Here is a 21,578-nt window from a genome sequence, read left to right on the forward strand (position 1 = left end):
CAGTTGTGTTAAAAAAAGAATTCTCGACCAAGCGTGTACCCTCAGGCCTTGAACCCTTGCATGAGGGACTGCTGCTGGTCAGCCAGCGCGTTTAGCGCTTGGCTCACCTTCGCCGACTCAGCCGACTGGGCTGTCAGCGCCTCGGTTACTACCTTCACGTTTGAGACGTTACGGCTCACCTCTTCGGCTACCGCGCTTTGTTCTTCAGCTGCGGTCGCGATCTGCAGATTCATATCGTTGATCACCCGCACTGCGGAATTGATCTGCTCCAGGGCTGATAGGGCGCTGGCAGCATGCTCAGCCATGCCGTGGGCTCGTTCGTGGCTCTGGCTCATTGAGCCGACCACATCACGGGTACCGGTCTGCAGCTTCTCGATAACCCCTCTGATCTGCGCCACAGATTCTTGAGTCTTGCGCGCCAGGTGGCGCACTTCGTCGGCTACCACGGCAAAGCCTCGGCCTGCTTCACCAGCCCTGGCGGCCTCAATAGCGGCATTCAACGCCAGGAGGTTTGTTTGGTCAGCGATGGCCCTGATGACCTCAAGGACTGAGCCTATTTGCTCACTGCTGTCGGCCAGCGCCTGGACGTCAGTCATGGCCTCGGTCATTTCGCTTGCGAGATCGGTAATGCGGGTTGCTGTGGTGTTGATCACCTGGAGACCATGAGTGGCCGCCGCTTCTGCATCCCCAGCGGCATGCGCCGCTTGAGCCGCGTTGCGAGCGACGTCCTGAGCGGTTGCACTCATCTCCTGGGAGGCAGCGGCAACTTGGTCGATCTCACGGTACTGCTCATCCATGCCGGCGCTGGTGCGAGAAGCTATCTGAGAAGAGCGGTGGGCGGTGTCTCGGGCTTCTGCAGTCGTCGCTTTGACCTGAGCGATGACAGGCTGGAGCTTGTCCAGGAAGAAGTTGAACCAAGACGTCAGCTGGCCAAGCTCGTCTTCGGAGCGATGCTTCAAACGCTGGGTCAAATCACCTTCACCCGTCGCAATATTGCGAAGCATTTCAGAGACCACGGAAAGTGGAGCGACGGCACGGCGAGCGGTCAGCCATATCAATACGAGACCCACCAGGCCTGCCCCAAGACCCAGATACAGGTTTCCCAGGCGTGCTGCTTCAGCTTGATGATCCAGTTCGCCCTCCAGTGCTTTGGAGGGCTCAAAAAGCAGGGAAGTGGGAACCCTCATCATGACGAGCCAGGGTTTGGATCCGGGGATGGGCGAGAAGCGTTTGATGAGGTGCAGTTGCTCACCTGACTGGAAGATGACGGGCTCTTCCGATTCAAAAGCTGTAGTGATGGAGGGAGATATCCCGCCAAAGATTTGATTCACGGGTTGCGTCAGTTTGTCCTGGCAGTTACTGCAGGCGGCAATCAACCCTCCAGAGCTGATGATGGTGATGTCAGCCTTGCCGCCGAAGAGCGACTTCGCACCTGTATCGGCAAGTTGCTGAAGCTCTGCCAGATCGATATCCATCCCGAAAACCGCCTCGGTTTTACCGTTTTCGATGACGGGGAAGGTGATGGAAGTAATGAAATTTCTGGATGCCCCGGGCTCTTCAAGATAAGGATTGAGAATGCAGGGCTTGAGAGTCTGCGACGGGCAGGTGTACCAGGAGTTGAAGGGGGTGCCGTCCTGCATTGGGCTTGCATTGGCCAGCATTTCTTCAGTCACGGCCAGGGTTGAGACTTCGCCGTTCTTGTTTGACCAATAGCTAGCGAAACGCCCTTTATCTGTGCTGCCAATGTCAGCTCGACCTGTGAAGCTATTGTCACTCGCGTCCAGCGCATCGCGCTCATATACCGCATAAAGCGCAAGTAACCATGGGTGAGAAGAAATCGATTTTCTCACTTGCTCATGGAGATTGGCTCTGAGTCGTTCGTTATCATTGGAAAGCTGTGAATGTGTTTTCTTCTGCTCGGCAATGTTAGAGGCCACACCCTGGCCGTACAGGAAGGTGCGAAGGAAGTATGACTGTATCTTAAGGGTTTGACCTTCAACTTGAGCTTGCATTGTCTCGGTGGTAGTACTTTCGATCAGTTTAATGGTCTTTTCTTTAATAAAACTTATAGTGGACTTGGACTGGAAAAACGAGTTTCCGAGAAGTGTAAGTACAACTGAGAGTAAGCAGAAGCCTGCGAGTACGACGATCTTATTTTTAATGGAGAGTTGCACGGTAGCACCTATTGTTCTGATGTGGCAGTGTGCTGGTCAGGCTGAAAGCGTTGCCATGATTCTCCCTCAACCGCAGCGCGACCAATATGTCCCAAAAGGTCAAAGGCGTGCCTGAGTGGCCAATCGAGTGGCCATCCCTTGAGGGGGTGCTGCACGTAATGAGAAGCTTCACATAGCCTAGGTGGAGCTCAAACATGATAAAAACAATAAGTGTTATCAACTCATTCTGGAATTCTGTCACTCGCCAATATAATGAATTAAGCAATACTCCCGATCATCGTAAATATGTGTTGCCTTATTTAATTGCTCGCTGAAAGGTCGCTATTCGACATTCTCCTTGTGATGCTCTCTTGGCGGGGGGGGGGGGGCGGCATACCGCTGCTCAAAATCCTACGTGTGCGCACGCCCAAGAACGCGAGGCGCTGTCGAATATGGTGTCCGTGGAGGGCTCGGGCCGCCAGAGCGACGGGGGGAGGTTTGACGTGGGTGCTGATCTGGGGGGAGGATAGGGGAAGCTTGCAAAGGCGGCAAATCTGATGAGTAACTATAATGACAATCAATAGCAAGAAATACGCCTCGCTTACTCCATTGCACTTGAGCGACTGTATTGCTAAGCATTTGGTGCACAAGGGCCTACCGATTGATGATGTGTTGGCGGGTAGTGGCCTTCGGGCTGATGATTTCAAAATCGCGTCCAGAATGTTGGATATCCAGCAAGAACAGCAGATTATTAGAAATGCTTTAAAGCTAGGAGGTGATCCCTATCTCGGATTAGATCTTGGTCGGTCGGCTCGAATTTCCGCTTATGGCCTTCTTGGATATGCCATGCTCACAGCATCTACGTTGCGTGAGGGACTGGAAATACCCATCAGATTGCCGGCGTTGCTGGGAACATATTTCCAGTTGAAAATCACTGCTAATAGTGGTGTCGTTCAAATTCTGGCAGAAAACTGCCGTGCTCCAGTTGATCTTGAACCTATATTGACCGAATTGTGCTTGTCATCGTTTAAAACTCTTATTGAAGACATGCTTCTTAAGCCTGTTGCCCTTGAGGAGGTGTCGCTGAGATATATGGCGACTGATGATCCGGCTATTTATGAAGAGATGTTTGGTTGCCCAGTTGCATTCAGTGCCAGTGTGTCCTCTATTGCCGTAGACGCCTCGCTTTTGGATAAAGTACTGCCGCTTTCAAATATTCTTTGTCATCAAAAAGTTGTTGAGCTCTGCCAAATACAAAATCGTGAACTGGTATCGAATCGAGAATGGTTGGAGAAATTGCGCAACATCTTGTCCGAGAATCTGCTTGATCCTCCAGACCTGGAGTCATTGGCTGAAAAGATGCACTGCTCCCCTAGGACGCTCAGGCGGCAATTGCAGGATCAGAACACCAGCTATCGACATTTACTCGATGAGTTGAGGTTCGCGCGAGCGAAAAGTCTGTTGGCATCTCACTCAGGCACTGTAGACCAAATTGCAGAAGAGCTTGGATTCAGTGATGGTGCAGGCTTGCGTCGCGCGTTTCGGCGCTGGTGCGGCATGTCCCCCAACGCATTCCGAACCTGACGGGCCAAAAGATTGGCCATTTAAGCCCTGTCTTGTCCTTCGGCGCCCTACAGCCTGGCGCCGTTGAGGCGCAGAATCGCTTCAAGATACGCGTTACCCTGCAGCAGAGGCTTTTCATGATAACAATATACAGCGAAGCTCATGGTGAGCACTTCGGTAAGTCTGAGCTCATCGATGGAGTATTCCATCCAAGCTTCGAGTGCCCTGAGCGTGCGAACCAAATCGTCACCAGCCTGCGTGACCGTGCTTTCGGCCCCATCATCGCTCCCGATGACTTCGGCCTAGCACCATTGGCTAGCTTGCATGACCCCAAATACGTCGAATTCTTCCAGGGCGCTTGGGAGCGCTGGGTTGCTGAGGGCAACACTTTCGACATGCTGTCGATGGTTACCTCCATCGAAGTCGGACGCTCTCACCCGCCCCGGTCTGACAATATCTTCGCGCAGATGGGTTACTACAGCATCGACATGGTAACGCCGATCACCGCTGGCACCTGGAATGCCGCGTACGGCGCCGCTCAAGCTGCACTCACCGCGCAAAATCGCATGACTGCCGGGGCGCGTTCGTCGTACGCCCTCTGTCGTCCGCCAGGGCATCACGCCGGCGCAAGCTACATGGCGGGCTTCTGTTACTTCAATAATGCCGGTCTGGCTGCTCAAGCGTTCCTGCGCGACGGCGCTGCACGGGTGAGTATCTTGGATGTCGATTACCACCACGGTAACGGTACTCAGGGCATCTTCTACGATCGCTCCGATGTTCAGTTCCTATCCGTGCACGCTGACCCGGCGTTCGACTACCCCTTTTACGTCGGCTTCGCTGACGAGCGGGGCGCCGGGAGCGGCGAGGGGCTCAACTTCAATTATCCGCTGCCTGAAAACACTGCTTGGTCACCCTGGAGTGAAGCGCTCCAAGCAGCCCTCCAGGAGATCAAGAACTACTCGCCGGATGTCCTCATTGTCTCCTTAGGCGTGGATACGTTCAAAGGCGATCCGATGACCAAGTTCTTGCTCGAAAATGATGACTTCAGCCGCATGGGTGAACTCATCGGTTCTCTGTCCGTACCTACCTTGTTCGTTCAAGAGGGTGGCTATGACACTCAAAACATCGGTATCAACGTGTCGAATGTTTTGGCTGGCTATTTGAGTACTTCGAAGCTGTAGTTCTCAATATTGAAGCTCATGGAAGATTAGTTTTCCTGAGCCTCTAGATTAATTTTAAAAATAATAGCACTCCTGAAATGACAGGGGGCGTGTGCGCGTGCGTTTTGTTGCTGCCGTTCCTACAAAAATATATATAGGCTGATGCAATGAAAGAAAATAATGATGGTCTCGTTGAGGCGAACTTTATGCAGAAGACTTCTGCATTAATTCTCCCTTGTTTGGCAAGTCTACCAATCATGGTCATGCCATTCATTTTTGGCGCAGTTATCGACGCACTGAGCGTCGACCCAGCGAGCGCAACGTTTGCCACCAGTGCTGAAATCTCAATGATTGCACTTGCGTCGCTCCTCGTTTCCCTAGTGCTGAAGTACCTTCCTCCCCGATTGACCTCCCTTGTCGGCTTGCTCATCGCTTCTGCCGGTCACCTGATTTCGATCAGCAGCGTCAGCCTGGATGCCATGTTCTTTGCGCGAGGCCTGGCGGGGTTTGGTGAAGGCCTCTGTATGGGGATCGGGTTTGCGACCCTTGCTCAAATCAGAGGCGGGACAAAGCTCCTTGCTTACACCTCAGGCGTCGTAGCCGCTTTGTCGCTTTGCTCGTTCCAGCTCGTTCCGGTTTTGCAGCCCTCGTTGGGGGCGGTTGCGGTGTTCTGGTTCATGCTCGCAGTTACCGTGCTGTGCATCCCGCTTGTCATCTGGATGCCACGAAACAAGCTTCGGCAGACTCAAGCGTCCACTGGGCTGGGATCGTTGCTGAACGTCCGCAGTCTTGCGTTGTTCACCATCGCATTTCTAGTGAGTGCAGGCTCCAACACGCTCTGGTTGTACTTTGAGCAGGCAGGCAGCTCCGTCGGGTATTCGCTGAAAGAAATTGGTCAGCTCGGATCGGTCATTCTTGTGCCGACATTACTCGTGCCCTTCGTTGTGAACTTCATTTTCAACCGCACCAAGACCATCGCTCCCATTCTAATCGCCTGCTTGCTATCGGGTGTGTCGGCGTTCTACTACGCGAAGTTCGGCTCCCAAGCGCTGTTTGCTGCGGTGGTCATCAGCATGGCGTTCCTCTACGTCTTTCTCCTGACTTACATCAGGGTCTTCTCGGTCCATGTAGACCACACGGGGCGCACGACGGCGGCGGTGGGCGGTGCAGACTCTCTGGGTATGGTAATTGGCCCATTGGTTGCGGCCTTCACCTTGAATCTCAACGACGGCTTCACTCCACTGAGTAGTTTGGGCCTGTTGTTGAACTTGATGTGTATTGTCCCTTGCGCTGTGTTTGTGTTGTCGCGCACCGCGAGGATTCAACGCGGGCTTAGTTGATCCTCCATTTGCATAGGAGCGCTGAAGCATCACGAGGCGCTCCCACTTTAGGTTTGTTATGTGATTGCTGGTGGTGATTTTATGATGAGCAAACTGTATATAAATGGCCATTGGGTCGAAGGTACTGGGGATACTTGGGATGTAGTGTGCCCTGTGACTGAGGAAGTCATTCAGCGCTTAGTGTTGGGTAGTGCAGCGGACATGGATGATGCTATTGAGGCTGCATCCGGTGCATTTATGAAGTGGTCACGAACGTCCCCTGCTCACCGGGCTGAGTACCTTCAGCGTATCGCATTGGGCGTACAGGAGAACAAAGGACTTCTGATCGATCTCCAGATGCGCAACAGCGGCAAACCCTTCGCCGAAGCTGAGATCGATGTCGATGCTGTCATTGACACGTTCAGCTATTACGCGGAGTTGATTGCCAAAGAGCCTCAATCGCACGAAGAGTCCATCAACGTCCCAGGCTTCCGGGGCGAAGTGACCCGTGAGCCTATTGGGGTGGCTGGCTTGATCTCACCTTGGAACTTCCCAATGGTGACCACGTCCTGGAAGCTGGCTCCAGCGCTCGCTGCGGGGTGCACGGTTGTGGTTAAACCTTCGGAGTACACTCCTCTTGCCGAGATGGCACTGGCGTCGATAATCGACAAGGTCGGCCTACCGCCTGGTGTAGTGAATTTTGTGCCTGGGCTTGGCCACATCGTTGGCAGCAAGCTGGTCGAAGACAGCCGCGTGAGCAAAGTGTCCTTCACCGGCAGTGGGGCGGTCGGCAAAAACATCATGAAGCAGGCAGCTGAGACTGTTAAAAACGTGAGCTTGGAACTAGGAGGGAAGTCTCCCATCCTAGTCTTCGCCGACGCTGATATTGACGAAGCGATCGAACTCGTCGTAGCAGGGATTTTTTACAATGCGGGCCAGATATGCTCCGCAACATCCCGCCTGTTAGTGGACGAGAATATAGCTGCCGATTTCATTGAGCGGCTTTCTGACCGTGTGACAGTGATCAGCGTGGGTGCGCCATCGGAGGGCGCCCAGATGGGGCCTCTAGTGTCCAAAACCCACTTCCAGCGTGTCGTCGCTTCTGTCGAGCGCGGCTTGGCTCTTCCTGGCGCGGTTGCTCGTATTGGGGGGGGGGCTGTTGCCGGATCCAGGCGCGGATTCTTCTTTGCCCCCACCGTCATCGAAATCCTGGATTCCACCCATGAGCTTTGGCAGGAAGAGATTTTTGGCCCCGTGCTCTGCTACATGACCTTCGCTTCTGAAGCCGAGGCAATTGCGCTGGCCAATGATAGCAAGTATGGACTTGCAGCTGCCGTTGTCACTGGCTGTGCTGATCGGGCACGTCGAGTGTCTAGAAATCTTGAGGCGGGCTTTGTCACCATCAACGCTCCACAAATTGTGAGTCCGAGGCTTTCTTGGGGGGGGTATAAAGAAAGCAGTCTAGGTCGTGAGTTGGGGAGATTTGGACTTTCTTCGTTCCAAGAAGTGAAAAGCATCCTTTCGCCTATTTAAGGGCAAAAGTCAGATATAAAAAATTAGCCTGCAGTATATCTACTTTCAGAATCTGCCTTAAGTGCTAGAGCACGTCACAACATATAAGAATGAGGCTTTATATGAAGTTTCCAACGGTCGGTGCCTTCGTGGCTGCGTGTCTCCCTATCGTCAATGCAAACGCTGTAGAACTTTCAGAGAATTTCAGTCTGATTGGTAACGTTGGTCTGTTTTCTGAATACGGTAGTCGGGGACTTTCGCAGACTCAGCGTGATCCTTCTCTGCAGGTCTATGCAATGTTACTGCACTCAAGCGGGTTCTACGTTGCCTCCTGGAGTTCAAACATTGACTTGGGGGGAGGATCCAAAGCGCGCTATGAGACCGATTACATCGGCGGTTATCTGTGGCAGCCCGCTGAGCGGGTTGCCGTCGACGTAGGCTATTTGAAATATACCTACCCTAAGCAAAGCAACCTCAACGTGAGCGAAAAATACGTGACGTTGGATGCTTATGGTTTCCTACTGGGGGCGTATTATTCCGATGATAACTTCGGAGACCAAACCGCGCTCTACACCTATGTAGGGTACAAAACAACCCTCCCATATGATGTCGGTCTTCAAGTCAAGTACGGACGAAGCGACTTCAAAGATCCGATGTTTTTTGACAAGAGCGGGAGCTCTCGCGAGGCCTACCGCTCCTGGGAGGTTCAGGTCTCCAAACCTTATCTAGGGCTCAACTGGTCAGCCAGTCTTATTGGTTCGGATCTATCCAGAAGCGAATGTGCCAGCTACCTTGTATACGAAGATGTATGCTCCAATCGAATGGTATTCGGAGTCAGCAAAGACTTCTAAGGCCTAATCCAAAACGCCATGAAAATGGCGTTTTCTTGCATTTTATGGTTTGAACTTCTGTAGTTCATGGACGAACCACTGACCGGCGGGCCCTAGAGCTTGCCGGCGACTCCACACCAAGTCTACATCCATGCGCTCTGGAAAACCTGGTACTGCAAGTTCCACTAGGCCGCCGTTACCTAATCGCTCCACTAACAGACGAGGTAGCTCGGCCCAGCCGAAGCCCTGGAGTGCAAACTCCATCAGCACAAGGGATCGTGTCCCGAGAAGTGGTGTAACTGAACCAACCGAAGGCGCCCTGTGGGCGAAAGAGGATGGTCATCGTGGTTCTTGGCTAACGTTGAGTTTGCAGACTTAACCTTCACCAGAGAAACCACGATGACCAAGCCCACTATCGCACTGACCGAGTTGGTTGAGAAAGGGGCAGACGCTGATCTGCTCAAGCAAATGATCCAGTTCGTTGCCCAGCGCATGATGGAATTCGATGTCGAAAGCCTGTGCGGCGCCGGCTTCGACGTTAAAAGCGCTGACCGGGTAAACAGCCGCAACGGCTACCGCGATCGCCTTTGGCAAACGCGCGCTGGCGATGTCGATCTCAAAATCCCGAAACTGCGTCAGGGCAGCTATTTCCCCGGCTTTCTTGAGCCCCGCCGTACTGCCGAGAAGGCCATGGCCGCGGTAATCCAGGAAGCCTATATCCAAGGCGTTTCAACGCGTTCGGTGGACGAACTGGTCAAGGCCATGGGCATGACCGGCATTTCCAAGAGCCAGGTGTCACGGCTGGCCGGCGAGATCGATGAGCGCGTTCACGCCTTCCTTGATCGCCCACTTGAGGGCGACTGGCCCTACCTCTGGATCGATGCCACCTACGTAAAGGTGCGGGAGGCTGGGCGTATCGTCTCGGTTGCCGTAATAATTGCCGTGGCCGTGAACACCAACGGTGGACGCGAAGTGCTGGGCATGCGGGTTGGCCCTTCAGAGGCCGAGCCGTTCTGGACGGACTTCTTGCGAAGCCTGATGCGGCGGGGCCTACGTGGCGTGAAGCTTGTCATTTCCGACGCTCACGAAGGCTTGAAGGCGGCTGTTTCCAAGGTCTTCCACGCGACCTGGCAGCGCTGCCGCGTTCACTTCATGCGCAATGCCATGGCCCATGTCGGCAAAGGCCAGCGCACCATGGTGGCAGCGTTGCTGCGGACAGTGTTTGCCCAGGACAGCCGCCAGGAATGCCACCAGCAGTGGCGCCTGGTGGCCGATCAGTTACGCGAAAAGTACCCCAAGATCGCAACACTCATGGACGGCTGCGAGGACGAGGTGCTGGCGCACATGGCGTTTCCCAAAGCGCATCGACAGCAACTGCACAGCACCAATCCACTGGAGCGGCTCAACGCAGAGATCAAGCGCCGCACCGACGTCGTGGGCATCTTCCCCAACGATCCTGCGATCACAAGGCTGGTAGGGGCGATGCTGCTGGAGCAAAACGACGAATGGTGCCTGCAACGGCGATATATGCAGTTGGAGGCCTTTGAATCCGTCAGCGATAATCCACAGGCCAAGCTGTCGGCCGTGATCAACTAAACAGCAAACTCAGTGGCCAGCGCCATGATGAGTTACACCACTTCCTGGGACACGATCGCACAAGGTGATCGGGTGCCGACCAATTCTGCTGTTTCGAGGGATCGGCTCCAGAGGCGTATGTTTTCAGCATCAACTGTCTATAACCCCCGAGTGCTACCGTCGATACGAATCGAGCGTTGGCAAGGGCATGATCACAGCTAACGTATACACCAAATTCGGTTAAATTTCCGAGGCTTGAGATGCCGATATCTGCTGGGTACGTTTTATGGGCAATTAAAATTCCGATATGAGCATGGCCTTGTTGTATAAGACGGATTACATCGGCTCCTTCAGCAGGGCCGCACTGAAATGCCGTGTGCGGGAACTCTCTTTCAAAGCGCAGCAGAATATCGGTTTGGAAGATCGGGCCATAAACGTCGGACATTACTATCGATAGGAAGGGTTCTATATTTTTGATAATCGTGATGCCAAGGCGTCCAAGCTATCACTCGCGTCCAGTATCGCCTGCACCCTATCAAGTACCTGTTCTCCTGCTGAGTTCAATATCGGCTTACTGCTACCCCGATCAAATAACTGCGAACCTATGTCTGCTTCCAGATTTGCGATGGATATGCTTATTGTGGATTGGCTTTTGTTGAGTTTTCGGGCTGCAGCGGAGAATGATCCTAACGCCGCAGCCTCCGTGAATGCTACTAAAGATTCGGGTGAATATCGCATGCGCGCCTCTCCTTCTGAACCTGGGCTATAGCAATAATATCAAGCAGGGTGTGACGATAATTTAGTTTGATCTTGGGGCGTGTTTGATTCTCGGAGCTGTATCTAGGGTGCGCGAAAAAAGACGTTTAATTTTCTCAAATGACCAGTTGTAAAAATTGGTGTAAGGAAGTGCGAATGCAAATAAACCGACCTCCAGGAGAGATGCTTCGGATAAGGTAATTTCCAGCGTCCACATTCCAATTGGCAAACATAGTGCAACTATGCTTATTTCTAAGCCTATGCCATGCAGAATACGGTTCCTATAGTCCGCTCGAAGCGGGGAGTGGTACACAGTTCGTCAGAAATCGCGTTATGGATAATGTTTCAAATCATGACAAACAGGGAAAGAATCAAAGCCATATCGCTTGTGCTGATTGAGACTTATCAGGAAGTCCAAGTTAATATTGGTCCGCAGATTCCTGCTGCGATCACCTTGTAGACTACTGCTTGTAGTGCTCGCCTCTTTGAGGCTAACCTTTGGTTGGTTCATGGAGGCCCTCAAATTAAGTTGAGGTTACATTGTCTCGTAGAAATACACGTTGGCAAAAATAGATATCATCGGTTTGCTCAAAATTTCATCGTTGCGCGTCATTAGGGCCAGATAGTACTCTACTTGACCGTTTGAGACCTCGCCATTTTGCGCGGTGTTAAATATTTTTCGTGTGTTTATTTTGCATGCTTGAGGGAGGTGAAATGGCTTCCAAGCCCAGCATTAAACTTGATTATTGTTTTCGGTTTAAAGTATCCGCATTTTTCCTGGGCGGAGGATCTAAAAAATTTAGAGGGTGATATTCAAGAGCGTTCAGCCTTCTTCACAACCTCCGAAAATGGCTGTTTGGGTTCCGGTGTTTGGCAGGCTCTACCTTATACCGAGGTGATTGAAGATTCGCCACCGGAAGAAACCTATTACATCCTTCGTGGTGAGGTCGTTATTAAACCTATGGGTGATCGAGAAATTTTCTTAAAGGCAGGAGATTCGTATCGTATTCCTAAGGGTGATTGAAATGTTGGGGATGGCACGCCAAGAGTTGCTGTGGGCAGAAGAGTAAATTGCTTTTATCAAAGGGATAGATTCATAATTTGATTGGTCTTGTTCAAAGAGTCAGTCAGGTGTCAAAATTGCTCTGATAATCTTTTGTGGTTTTAAGCGGTGCCAATGCTTTACAGGCATTGGCACACTTACTTGCAGTGCTCTATTGATGGTCTTGATTTTTCAGGAATCAATAAAAGCTACGAGAGACTTTAACATCTCTAAGGTGTCCAAGTCTAATATCGGGCCTGCTTCCATGTGAGATGCTTGTTTTACAATTACAGTGCGTGATGGGCCGTGTATGTATATGATCTGACCGTGAATGCCTGCGGCCATAATTGACTCGTCTTCGTAAACGTACCACTGTGAACGATACGAAGCGCCAGGGAGGAGCATAGAAAACTCTTCGTTCAATGCAAAGTGACTGCGATCTGCCCCTTTGTAAATCCGGTCAACGGTTTCTCTCGAAATTATTTGCTGTCCGTTCCATTGCCCACGGTTGGCAACCATCAGCGCGAAACGTGATATGTCTCTAAGTGTGCTGTTGAGCCCGCCGCCACAGCAGATTCGACCAGTAGCATCATTGACGAAATATGCGTCACGTTCACATCCAAGCTTTTGCCAAATCTCAGTGATGATGTCTGTAATAGACCTGCTGCTTGCTCGTTCTATAAGCCAAGCCACGGTCTCTGTACATGCTGTCACATATCTGAATTGCACTCCATGTGGTGCAGTCTTTGTTTGAGACTTAAGATAATCATAAATGTTGTCTGAAAAATTTGAGCCTTTAGGTGGCATCCAGAGCCCACTTGCGTACCCGAACTGAGCAGTATTGCTCAAGGGGTCGTCATATTTTTCATAGTAATCGTAGCCAATGGTCATATCCAAAACTTGCCTTACCGTGGCGTCTCCAAATACACTCTCGGTGAGTTCTGGTATGTAATAAGTAACCGGCTTGCTAGCATCCAGCGCGCCTTTGGTAATGCATTCTTCAGCAATTAGGCCAGTCAGAGATTTTGTTGTCGAGAACTGGATGTGCCGGTCTCTTTCATTATGGCCATCGTAGTATTTTTCAAAAACACATTCATTGTCTTTGAATACTATGAAGCCATCGGTGAGTGCGGCAGAGAGGTGTTCCTCTAGAGACATTGACTGGCCGGTGGCACTCTGGAATTTAAAATCGGAAAGATCCCGCAGTGTGTAAGAAAACTTGGAGGTGGGCTGTGTGCCGCGATCAATCGAAGTTGTGCGTGTGAGTTTTTCTAGATGTCTAAACCCCCATCGATTGAACGGAGCGGACATGTAGTTTTCGATTGTGACTAGATGTTCCTTCGCTGGTGGGCTACCCTTCATCCATTGTGCTGAGTAGTCATGGGCGGCCCGCTGAGCTTGCGAATCTTTATAAGCTTGGCCCATCAGTTCTGCTAGGTTCATCCTGTTGCTCTCATATTTGTGGTTATAATATTAGGTATGAAATGGTTATAAAAGGTAGTGGTGGCCGAACACCAACGCGCTCAGCACCCCACCCACGGTAAAACACACCGGCCGACGATCCCGCGCCTAGAAGCATTTTTCTTGCCAGTGATCTATGATAGCGGTCAGGTTTAGGCTTGGTTGCCTTCGAAGTGCGGCTATCGACATCACTAGCGATCCCTGGCTGGAATAGGTTGGTAATAAATCAGCACGGTTATGCCGTTACCCTCGAGATCTTTTCATATATATGCAAAAAAAAAGGCGTCTCAATCGGCCAATGTCGGTCATTTTTGGCCAATTTTCAGTTCGGTCGACCTCATAAACGAATCCCATGCCCAGGCTTTTCCGCCCTAGAAGTTGATTTTATGCTTGATGGGGTGATGCGGATGCCCAATTTAGTACTTCATCTGGCGATCAGATAAAGTTAGCAAACTAGCTAGACACCGACACAGTAGTCCTCTGCAGCTGTCTCCAGTAGAGTGTGGGAAGCGCTATTTCGTGAGCTTGGAGTGTCTAAGAACAGGTGCAATTCACTCTAAACCCCAAGGGCTCGAATACCACCTTGAGTACAGGGAAGGGCATGGGCAACCGATCTTCAAAGCGAGCATGCAAGGCACGGTGCTTGAGCAGAGGATGCATGGTACTGACTCAGTGATAGTGGCAGCGCTGAGTCGTCATCCTCCGGGACAGCAGCAGCGGTGGCCTCAGGCCTCGTCATCCGGCGCGTTGATGATGCCTTCAAGCTTTGTGTCGTCAAACAAATGCAAGAACTCAATGACGCTGTTGGACGGAGCACTGATGAGTTCCTGCACTCGCCCGGCGTGAGCATCCATCACAACCCTGGCCATATTCACATAGTATTTATACGTGGTCTCAACAGATGAATGACCCATCTGATCGGCAAGCGCTTGGGCCGCTGCCTGGAAATAGCCGTCTGCATATTCAGTGAGCAGTTTGTCTCCAAAAAATTCAATGAGATATTTGGTCGGCCACCAATGCCTAGATTCATAGAAGGAGAGATGGGGCCTGAACTCTGGATCGGTTTGCATAGCCCGCTGCTTAGCAACATAGGTGCGGGTTGCAACCATATGTGGCGTAACCGGAATGCCCCGTGAACTTAAGAACAAAACGTCTAACGGGCATTCGTGACCAAACCGCTTCTTGTAGAGGCCCCGGCGAACATGGTAATGCTCACTGATATATAGGTTCTCCAGTGCTTCAAGGTCAGACATGTTTAACGTGATTGTTCGGGTTTTATTACCCTTGCTGGCCTCGACCTTGTATTTCACGGTTTTGCCAGACTTGGCCATGTCCGAGAATGGCATAATGTGCTTGTTCTTTCCGTTGCCTATGTACGGAAAATTGCACAAGTCCATCGGTCTCATGGCTGTGCCCATCGCCAACAGAAACATCGCAGCGTACACGGGGTCGTTGTATGACTTCAGGAGAGTCTCGATTTCGCGATTGCTGATCAAATCGCGAGAGACCTTTTGCCTGCTCGCTCGGTCAAGCGTGTCGATGTTTCTGCTGTCGATGCTCACTCGGGCCCTAAGTTGGATGTAATTGAGCATTTTTGGGCTTTTGAACTTGGCTTGCCAGGTTCTGAGCGCTACATCAACGTTGGTCACAAACCGATTGTCTTTGAGCCAGCGGAAGTAAAAAAGCAAAACCGTAGCATCAAGCGACGTTGTCTCAGTGGTGGGGCGCAACGAACCCCTCGCCACGCGATCAATTTGCCTCTGAACCTTCCAGCGTCGGATATCCCTATTATCTGCAATGACGTGATACTGGGCTGGATCAATGTTTTCAAAGTGCGGCTGAGTTGAAAGAAATCGATAGAACATCAAGATGATGCTGGCATATCGTCTCGAAGTCGCAATTGACTTTCTTGAGGCGTAATATAGATACAGGTTGGCATGGCTGAGCAAGACCTGTTTCTTCTTATGGTTCGCAACCAGGATGCAATGGGAGACTGAGGTGTTCAACTCACTGCTGTGGTAAGTCATGTCTTGCCGTTTGATGGTAATCATCACTCACCCTGCTTGATACTGTACTGGATCACGCGATGGAAACCTTGCTCCAGTTTTAATGGGTCAGCCGAATCTGCTTCACTCAGTTCAAAGTCTGGAACGATTCTGGCGAAAAAGCTTCTCTGGGCCTGCTTGTCTGCCGGGGAGAGGCACGCAGGCACGTAAGCTGTTATCTCGGTTGGGGTGTCCAATGTCTTCAGGAAACGCAGGTACTCGGATCGTCTGAATAGAGGAGCTCGAACCAGCAAGACATTCTGTGGGGAGTGGTGTTGGTAGTTATCTGAGAAGACACTGAATCGCGATATGTAGCGCTCGAAGAATAGTACTACTGCTGTGTTCTCAGCCTTAGCTAGTTTTCCAACTCGATCCGTAGTGGCTTTGATTAGACGAAGCTTCTCGGTACTGTATTTTTCCAGATCTTTGTGTTTCATGTATTCTTTGAAGATCGACTCGATGTCCATGTCGACCACCGTCACCTTGCCCCTGCTACCTGTGGCTTCATTTGGACTGTCTGGGATGGTACTTTCCATCTTGGCCAGTGCGAGCTCCGCTTCTAGTTCAAGAATCTTATTGCCAAGGTTGTCGACTTGCAGGGACTGGGATTCGAAGTTGGCGCGAATCTTATTGGCACTGAAAAAAGCAATGTCATTATTCATCAGCGTGGAGATATGATTGCTCAAGGTCTTTTCCATGAGCCGCGCATGTTCTTCCTGTTGTTCGGCAAGTGAGGCCTCCAGCTCCTCAATTCGGGCTTGGCTCTTGATAAGAAGATCCGAAAGTGAACTGTTATCTGAACCAGTCAGGAGTTCCCCGATTTTCTTATCGCCGGTGATATAAGGCTTTAGGTCATCATAATACCGATTGAAAGATTGACGGCTAATACCAGCCAGAATGGCTAGATCGCCAATTTTTAGCTTGGAACCATCCCCGGCCAGCTGATGTTCCGCGATGATCTTGATCAGGCGCTCTCGCGTTGAATTGACATTCATGCGAACTCTCCTGACCGTACGATGATGTGGGTTTTGTGTGTTTGAGCGCCCACCATCTTGTGACCAGAATCGGTGTAGAGGGGAAGTGGCAGGCGGTTCATCTGGAGGTTGCTAAGGTGGTGCTGACTAGCAGCCACACGCCTTGCCAATTCCTGCTCGGTTTTTGCATTGAGCTTGGAGTCAGGATTGTCGAGGATCGCTGAATAGAAGGCGATATTCTCCTCCAGCGCAGTCTTGGCCTTCTCCACTAAAACCAGCTTGTTGCATTCCACTTGGCAGTTACTTGGGTTTGGGATAAGCGCCTGGCCTGGTTCCCACGATTGCTCAATGCAGGGCGGGAGATTGCTTGGGGTATAATCCTCACCGGTCACGCAGTACGTGCCGATCGCAGCCCGACGAATAAAGATCGGCTCACCGGCTTTCAAAAGGTGAGAAACATAGAGCAAGACCGAAGTTCTCATCTGGCTGCCGGTAAACTCCTCAGGCTTGGCAAGTACTTGTTCCGCAATTCGCGATCCCGCAGTGCCTGAGAAGCGACCGTATTTGATCTCGGCAATAAGTTCGTGGAAATCCTTGGTATAACTTTGCTCAATGGCAATTGCTACCGCTCTAACCATGAGCGGGTTGCGAGCGATATACCTCAGCGTCATAGCATAGCTTTTATGGCCGAACAGTGCGCGAATGAGTTCGATATTTCGCTCATCCCGATTGATAAGAATTTCGGCAATTGTCTTCCTGAAGCGATGGGGGTGCAGGCGCTCTACAGGGATTTCATCTTTGAGTTGCGTAAGAAGGATGTTAATCAAACCCGGCGTGGCTCTCTCAACCTTTCGGTAGCTTTCATTGGCCTGGAAAAGATAAGGGCGAATGATTTCCGGGTTTGCAGTTTGAGCTTCCGCATAGCGCTCAATGACCTCCCCGATGAACCTTGGGAGAGGAAGCGCTTCCGTATCGCCACGGTAATTCGGGTCTTTGGATGTTTTCCATCGGGTAATATTGACCCAATAGTCACCGACTTTATCCTTGAAGATATCAGAGTCGCGAAGGGTAGCGAGCTCGGACTTCCTGGCACCTGTCATTAGTGCAAGAAGGATAAAAATGGAATTCCGTACCCTGTCCATTGCTGTGTTGTAACTTCGACGCCAAGAAGTCACATAGAACGTTCTCCCCTCATATAGCCGAGTTTTGATCGACGGTTTCATCACCTTGCGGCCATCAACAGTAATACTGAGTGCCGCCTCTGCTTCATGAGGATAGCTGTATTTGTAAATAGTGCCTTTGTTCTGGGTGTAATCATTCTGCAGAACAAAGTCCTTGGCTTTTAAAAGCTCTGGCAGCGCCTTTTCAGTCCAGAACAGCGCATAGTCCATGAGCTGTTCCAGATCTTCTTCCGAGTACGCGACCCAGCTTTCCATGCTGCCAGTATACACATTCACAACATCTTGCTTGCGCTCAATGGTATCAAGTTCGCCTAAAGTAACCTTGATTTTCAGCTCTTCCGGAATCATGTCGTGGCTGGACAAAGATGTCCACAGCATCACAAACTTGAACAAGACAAAGTAGTGAGATTTCTTGTCTTGTTCTCGCGCTTTGTCCAATGCCTTATTTATCAAAGTGGCAGAGATGGCGAGTAGGCTTGCGGGTGTAGCATCGAGGTAGTTATCCGTGAAAATATACTTTTCTAGGATGGAATATTGATTTGCGGCAGTGTTGGAAGTTTTATAGGATCGAATGTTTCCCATGAAGGCGTTTTCAGGAAGCATGTGAAAGATCAAAGCGCGCTTTAGGTCGTTAGAGCCAAGAACTGATCGATCAAACTTCACATTGTTAGGGTGGCGATGCTTGCCACTGGGCAGCGACCACGTCGGGCTCATATAGTTTGACTTGTCATTGATCGCAAAGTCGCCCTCGCCATGCAAAAGCTTATACTTCAGCGTCCCGCGAACCAAGAGGACTGAGAGATCAATCTCCTTAAACATTTCCTCAATATCATCCTTGTTTTCGCTTCTGGCGTCTTCGATGTCCAAGTCAAGTTCGCGTTCAAGTTCTTCCAAGGTCAATTCAGACATCGAGCGACTCGCTTTCAAAGAGAAGTTTAAGGCTGTTGAGATTGCGGGGTAGCAGAGGCTTATTGAGCCGCTGGAATTTCTCGGCTTTGGTCATGGCATCTTCGTCCTCGTCTTCATCTTCGACGACTGGCCAGTTATCAAGAATGAATTCCAGTGCCTTGATCTCGCTAGCTACCCGCGACGAGAAGATGATGTCGTCTTCTTCCTCCATCTCCTGCATAAGTTGGCTCATCCGCTCGATCAGGTAGGGCAACGAGTCTTCGAAAATCCAGATCTGACTGCAGAAGATGCACTGATCCAGCTCGAAGCACTTCTTTCCCTGCTCGCGCAGGGTTTGTGCGCCCGCCCAATCTGGCTTCATCTGGTCACGGCACCCCCACATGGCGCGGCGATGGCCAGGAATATGGAAGAACTTGATATCGCCGCTGGCCTGTTCCTGCGCATGGGCAGTGAGCAACATGCCCTTGAACTGTCGGGAGCGCAGCAGATCCATGATTTCTTCAAACGCAACACGCAGCCGTTTGAAACGTTCCGTTTGGGCCTGGGCGTGGTTGTCGTAGAAGATGTCCGTCGTCGCCTGATCCTTATGACCCAGACTAATTCGGGACAACATCGAAAGAGGGTGCGTTTTCTTTTTATAGGCCGTCCAGGTAGGGCGAAGGCGACGCGTGAGATCTTTTGCCCCTGTGAGGCGTTCCCCGTTCTCGATGATTTCGTACTTTTCAAGCAGGTACTTTACGCCAATGCGAAACGCTTTGGGGTTGGCAATGGAAGTGTGTCGTCCGCCTTTATTGAGCCAGTCAGCGTGATCCCGGATGCAGAAGAAGAGAGGGTTTAAACTGTCTTTGGTTTCGCCCTGCGGGATATAATCCAACTCATACTTCATGAGAGGCTTTGCCAACTGGTTGGCAAGACGGATCATGTTATAGATGGAATATGGGTCTTTGGTCGAAGTCGGTGCGTTCTGCCTTTGGGGTTTGAGGTATTCGGTATTGTTGCTTTGCGACCTTTGCTTCTCGGAAAACACCACGCGAAGTGAATCTTCAATGGTAGCGGTCAGCGCGTGCTCAAAGTTGTGCCGGTCTACCGCCAGCACTACCTCTTTGTTCCAGTTGCTCTGCAGCATGATGAATAATACCAGGGCGGTCATGTCCAATTCAGTCGGAAAATAAAGACCCAGCAGATCGTCCAACAAAGGCAGCGGGGCGGCAGTCTCGCTCCAGTTCAATCGTTTTAGTCGATACATGATCATCGAGATCATATCGTCACGGTAGTGTTCTTGGACGTCCTTAGGTTTCGAATAGCGTGTGGCAATGATTTCCAAAGGCATCTCGAAAGGATAACCTTGGGTTGACAGGGTTTTCAGGAGGCGAGGGAGTTCCGGGCTCCATGCCGCAGGCCCTGGCTGTTTCCCCACAGGGATGCTATCCAGTGGAGCAAGGTCTGGTTCTGTGCGTGCCATGTTGATGAGGACATGGAGAACGTCCCCACCTGATTGGGCGATAGTCTGAATAACAGGATCCGCGCAACGCTTAGCAGCTGCTAAGAGCTGTGCTTTAGCTCTTTCGCTACAGCTGTGGCCTCCATTAAATTTGCAGAACCCCAATACCTGTTCTCTGGAGACTTCTGGATAAGCATGCTTATTGATTTCGGCCCAAGTGTAAGGCTCGCTAGCATTAACCAGCTTTCGAAACTCAAGCTTTGCGTAGAGGCCGTCGATATGGCTCCGCAGTGCAGACTCAAGTGCATCAAATGCCTCGGGTTCGAGTGGTTCCGTTTCTTTTCTTGGCTTCTGCGGAACAATGGGCAGAATAAGAAGTGGGATTTTTCCTGTTTCTTTTGCTGCGCCAATCAATGCCGATTTCATGCGCTCGGCATAGGAAATGGGAATTCCGCTCGCTTGAATATAATGAATATATCGAGTGAATAAGTCCGAAGTAATGTGCTCAAAGCGGGTTGCGGCTAATCCCACGGGGTTAACGGAGTTGTGCTGTTGAACAACAGTCATGAATGTTTCAATGGCAGTCAGTAGGAGATAGCCATTAGACTGTGTACGAGTGCTTGCGTAGTTTTTGAACACAAAGTCCAAAGCAATGCAAAGTGGAAGCTCGCGATCCCAAGCGAGATGCTGACGGTAGCGGCAGGGTACGGGCTGGCCCTTCTTGCTAATGATCTTTTCTTCCAGATACTCGGTGTGGGCCAACATGATCACTGATCTCCCTTGTTAGGGAGTTCGATGCTTTGCGGGTTCTGGCCATCGCCGGTTTGCAGGCCGGGCGTCAAGGCGCTTGAAATCAGCTGTTCCCACGCCAGCCTTACTCGCTGTTCAAGCTGGTCAAGCGAACCGTCATTCATGATCAGCGCGTCTTCAGGTCGGCGCTCGATACCCGCTTCGGAGGAGTGAGCGTTTACCAACTGCACACCCGGGCGGACGATATGCCAGATGACGCCGTTGTGGCTGCGCAGGAACGCGGCCTCGTTCTCAAACCGGATGTCAGTGATGATGATCACCGCTGCGGTCTGAGGAATGCCAAGGAGCGCCTTAGGTGGCTGTGTCGGCAGCGCAGAGCGTTTCCGGTAGTAGTCGGGGGTGAGTACCAGAGCTTTTTGCTCCAGGTACCCCACAGCCTGTCGAGGGCTTAGGCCCCAGTACGAATCGACTTGGTCGAATTGGGGCGTTTCCCAAACCTGGGCATCGGTGAAATTGAAGAAGGCTTGGGCTGCCAGGCGGAGGGGGGCATCTGGGAGTAGGAGATTTGGGGTCGCACCGGAATGGACATCCACAGCAGCTGGATTGATCTCTCGCTCTGCGCGCTTCAGCCAGTGGTTGGCGTCCAGGCCTCGCATCCACTCAGTGCCGACCTGTTGGAAGAATTCCCGGGGCGACTTCCCCCAAAGAGGAATCTGAATCTCCTTGTGCGAGTCACCCCAGGCTTCGGCCTCGGACAGACCAAATAACGCCTGGCAACCTGCTTTCAGTGGATTCGCAAGGGCAAATGCCGCTACCCTTGCATCCTTAAGCAGGAGCTGGGCTGTTGTGTCCTTCCCTGAGCGAGCCTTGGCTGCCAGTCCCAAAATTGTTCTCAAGCCTTGTACTC

The 21,578-nt window shown here is 51.3% G+C and carries 17 protein-coding genes and 2 pseudogenes; 7 read left to right on the top strand and 12 right to left on the bottom strand.

Annotated features, from left to right (window positions below):
• Nucleotides 1–41 precede the first annotated feature (41 nt).
• Both AA0Z93_RS15695 and AA0Z93_RS15700 read right to left on the bottom strand, forming a co-directional pair.
• A complete protein-coding gene (locus AA0Z93_RS15695; protein ID WP_413048420.1) occupies nucleotides 42–797 on the bottom strand; it encodes a methyl-accepting chemotaxis protein in 756 nt (251 codons plus the stop codon).
• A gap of 102 nt (nucleotides 798–899) precedes the next feature.
• A pseudogene (locus tag AA0Z93_RS15700) lies at nucleotides 900–2,012 on the bottom strand (HAMP domain-containing protein); the annotation flags it as partial.
• Nucleotides 2,013–2,723: 711 nt separating this feature from the next.
• On the opposite strand from AA0Z93_RS15700, the gene AA0Z93_RS15705 reads away from it, so the two are divergent.
• The 5 genes from AA0Z93_RS15705 to AA0Z93_RS15725 all read left to right on the top strand — a co-directional run bounded on the left by AA0Z93_RS15705 (nucleotide 2,724) and on the right by AA0Z93_RS15725 (nucleotide 8,558).
• Entirely contained in the window at nucleotides 2,724–3,737 is a 1,014-nt protein-coding gene (locus AA0Z93_RS15705) for an AraC family transcriptional regulator (RefSeq protein WP_413048000.1), read from the top strand.
• 116 nt (nucleotides 3,738–3,853) lie between these two features.
• The gene (locus AA0Z93_RS15710) at nucleotides 3,854–4,897 is read left to right on the top strand and encodes a histone deacetylase family protein (protein WP_413047999.1); all 1,044 of its coding nucleotides are present in this window, start codon (nucleotides 3,854–3,856) and stop codon (nucleotides 4,895–4,897) included.
• Between the two features lie 146 nt (nucleotides 4,898–5,043).
• Nucleotides 5,044–6,216 (top strand): MFS transporter, encoded by a 1,173-nt coding sequence (locus AA0Z93_RS15715; RefSeq protein WP_413047998.1) that lies wholly within the window; start codon nucleotides 5,044–5,046, stop codon nucleotides 6,214–6,216.
• Nucleotides 6,217–6,297: 81 nt separating this feature from the next.
• Nucleotides 6,298–7,728: an aldehyde dehydrogenase family protein gene (locus AA0Z93_RS15720; protein ID WP_413047997.1), complete on the top strand. Its 1,431-nt coding sequence runs from the start codon at nucleotides 6,298–6,300 to the stop codon at nucleotides 7,726–7,728.
• A 101-nt stretch (nucleotides 7,729–7,829) separates the two neighbouring features.
• The gene (locus tag AA0Z93_RS15725) at nucleotides 7,830–8,558 is read left to right on the top strand and encodes a TorF family putative porin (protein WP_413047996.1); all 729 of its coding nucleotides are present in this window, start codon (nucleotides 7,830–7,832) and stop codon (nucleotides 8,556–8,558) included.
• Nucleotides 8,559–8,600: 42 nt separating this feature from the next.
• Here AA0Z93_RS15725 and AA0Z93_RS15730 read toward each other — a convergent pair.
• Nucleotides 8,601–8,810 (bottom strand): annotated as a pseudogene (locus AA0Z93_RS15730) (LysR substrate-binding domain-containing protein); the annotation flags it as partial.
• 126 nt (nucleotides 8,811–8,936) lie between these two features.
• Here AA0Z93_RS15730 and AA0Z93_RS15735 point away from each other — a divergent pair.
• Nucleotides 8,937–10,133, top strand: coding sequence for an IS256 family transposase (locus tag AA0Z93_RS15735; RefSeq protein ID WP_413047995.1), 1,197 nt, complete (start codon nucleotides 8,937–8,939; stop codon nucleotides 10,131–10,133).
• Here the strand turns inward: AA0Z93_RS15735 and AA0Z93_RS15740 are convergent.
• The 3 genes from AA0Z93_RS15740 to AA0Z93_RS15750 all read right to left on the bottom strand — a co-directional run bounded on the left by AA0Z93_RS15740 (nucleotide 10,126) and on the right by AA0Z93_RS15750 (nucleotide 11,181).
• The gene (locus tag AA0Z93_RS15740) at nucleotides 10,126–10,557 is read right to left on the bottom strand and encodes a LysR substrate-binding domain-containing protein (protein WP_413047994.1); all 432 of its coding nucleotides are present in this window, start codon (nucleotides 10,555–10,557) and stop codon (nucleotides 10,126–10,128) included. The two genes, AA0Z93_RS15735 and AA0Z93_RS15740, sit on opposite strands and share 8 nt — an antisense overlap.
• Before the next feature lie 20 nt (nucleotides 10,558–10,577).
• Nucleotides 10,578–10,850 (bottom strand): LysR family transcriptional regulator, encoded by a 273-nt coding sequence (locus tag AA0Z93_RS15745; RefSeq protein WP_413047993.1) that lies wholly within the window; start codon nucleotides 10,848–10,850, stop codon nucleotides 10,578–10,580.
• 61 nt (nucleotides 10,851–10,911) lie between these two features.
• Nucleotides 10,912–11,181: a chlorhexidine efflux transporter gene (locus tag AA0Z93_RS15750; RefSeq protein ID WP_413047992.1), complete on the bottom strand. Its 270-nt coding sequence runs from the start codon at nucleotides 11,179–11,181 to the stop codon at nucleotides 10,912–10,914.
• A gap of 396 nt (nucleotides 11,182–11,577) precedes the next feature.
• Between AA0Z93_RS15750 and AA0Z93_RS15755 the strand changes: the two genes are divergently transcribed.
• A complete protein-coding gene (locus AA0Z93_RS15755) occupies nucleotides 11,578–11,892 on the top strand; it encodes a cupin domain-containing protein (RefSeq protein WP_413398534.1) in 315 nt (104 codons plus the stop codon).
• A 210-nt stretch (nucleotides 11,893–12,102) separates the two neighbouring features.
• Here the strand turns inward: AA0Z93_RS15755 and AA0Z93_RS15760 are convergent, their stop codons facing one another.
• The 6 genes from AA0Z93_RS15760 to AA0Z93_RS15785 form a co-directional block, all read right to left on the bottom strand.
• Nucleotides 12,103–13,353 (bottom strand): serine hydrolase domain-containing protein, encoded by a 1,251-nt coding sequence (locus AA0Z93_RS15760; protein WP_413047990.1) that lies wholly within the window; start codon nucleotides 13,351–13,353, stop codon nucleotides 12,103–12,105.
• 743 nt (nucleotides 13,354–14,096) lie between these two features.
• The gene (locus AA0Z93_RS15765) at nucleotides 14,097–15,422 is read right to left on the bottom strand and encodes a site-specific integrase (protein ID WP_413047989.1); all 1,326 of its coding nucleotides are present in this window, start codon (nucleotides 15,420–15,422) and stop codon (nucleotides 14,097–14,099) included.
• Complete coding sequence (locus AA0Z93_RS15770) at nucleotides 15,422–16,411, bottom strand: hypothetical protein (protein WP_413047988.1); 990 nt, start codon at nucleotides 16,409–16,411, stop codon at nucleotides 15,422–15,424. The genes AA0Z93_RS15765 and AA0Z93_RS15770 overlap by 1 nt, the downstream gene beginning before the upstream one ends.
• Nucleotides 16,408–18,480 (bottom strand): tyrosine-type recombinase/integrase, encoded by a 2,073-nt coding sequence (locus AA0Z93_RS15775; protein WP_413047987.1) that lies wholly within the window; start codon nucleotides 18,478–18,480, stop codon nucleotides 16,408–16,410. Before AA0Z93_RS15775 ends, AA0Z93_RS15770 begins: the two co-directional genes overlap by 4 nt.
• Nucleotides 18,473–20,686: a hypothetical protein gene (locus AA0Z93_RS15780; RefSeq protein WP_413047986.1), complete on the bottom strand. Its 2,214-nt coding sequence runs from the start codon at nucleotides 20,684–20,686 to the stop codon at nucleotides 18,473–18,475. The genes AA0Z93_RS15775 and AA0Z93_RS15780 overlap by 8 nt, the downstream gene beginning before the upstream one ends.
• Before the next feature lie 2 nt (nucleotides 20,687–20,688).
• The gene (locus tag AA0Z93_RS15785) at nucleotides 20,689–21,567 is read right to left on the bottom strand and encodes a deoxynucleotide monophosphate kinase (protein ID WP_413047985.1); all 879 of its coding nucleotides are present in this window, start codon (nucleotides 21,565–21,567) and stop codon (nucleotides 20,689–20,691) included.
• Nucleotides 21,568–21,578: the final 11 nt, after the last annotated feature.

The sequence above is a fragment of the Pseudomonas phoenicis genome, assembly GCF_047302395.1.
Taxonomy (GTDB): Bacteria; Pseudomonadota; Gammaproteobacteria; order Pseudomonadales; family Pseudomonadaceae; genus Aquipseudomonas.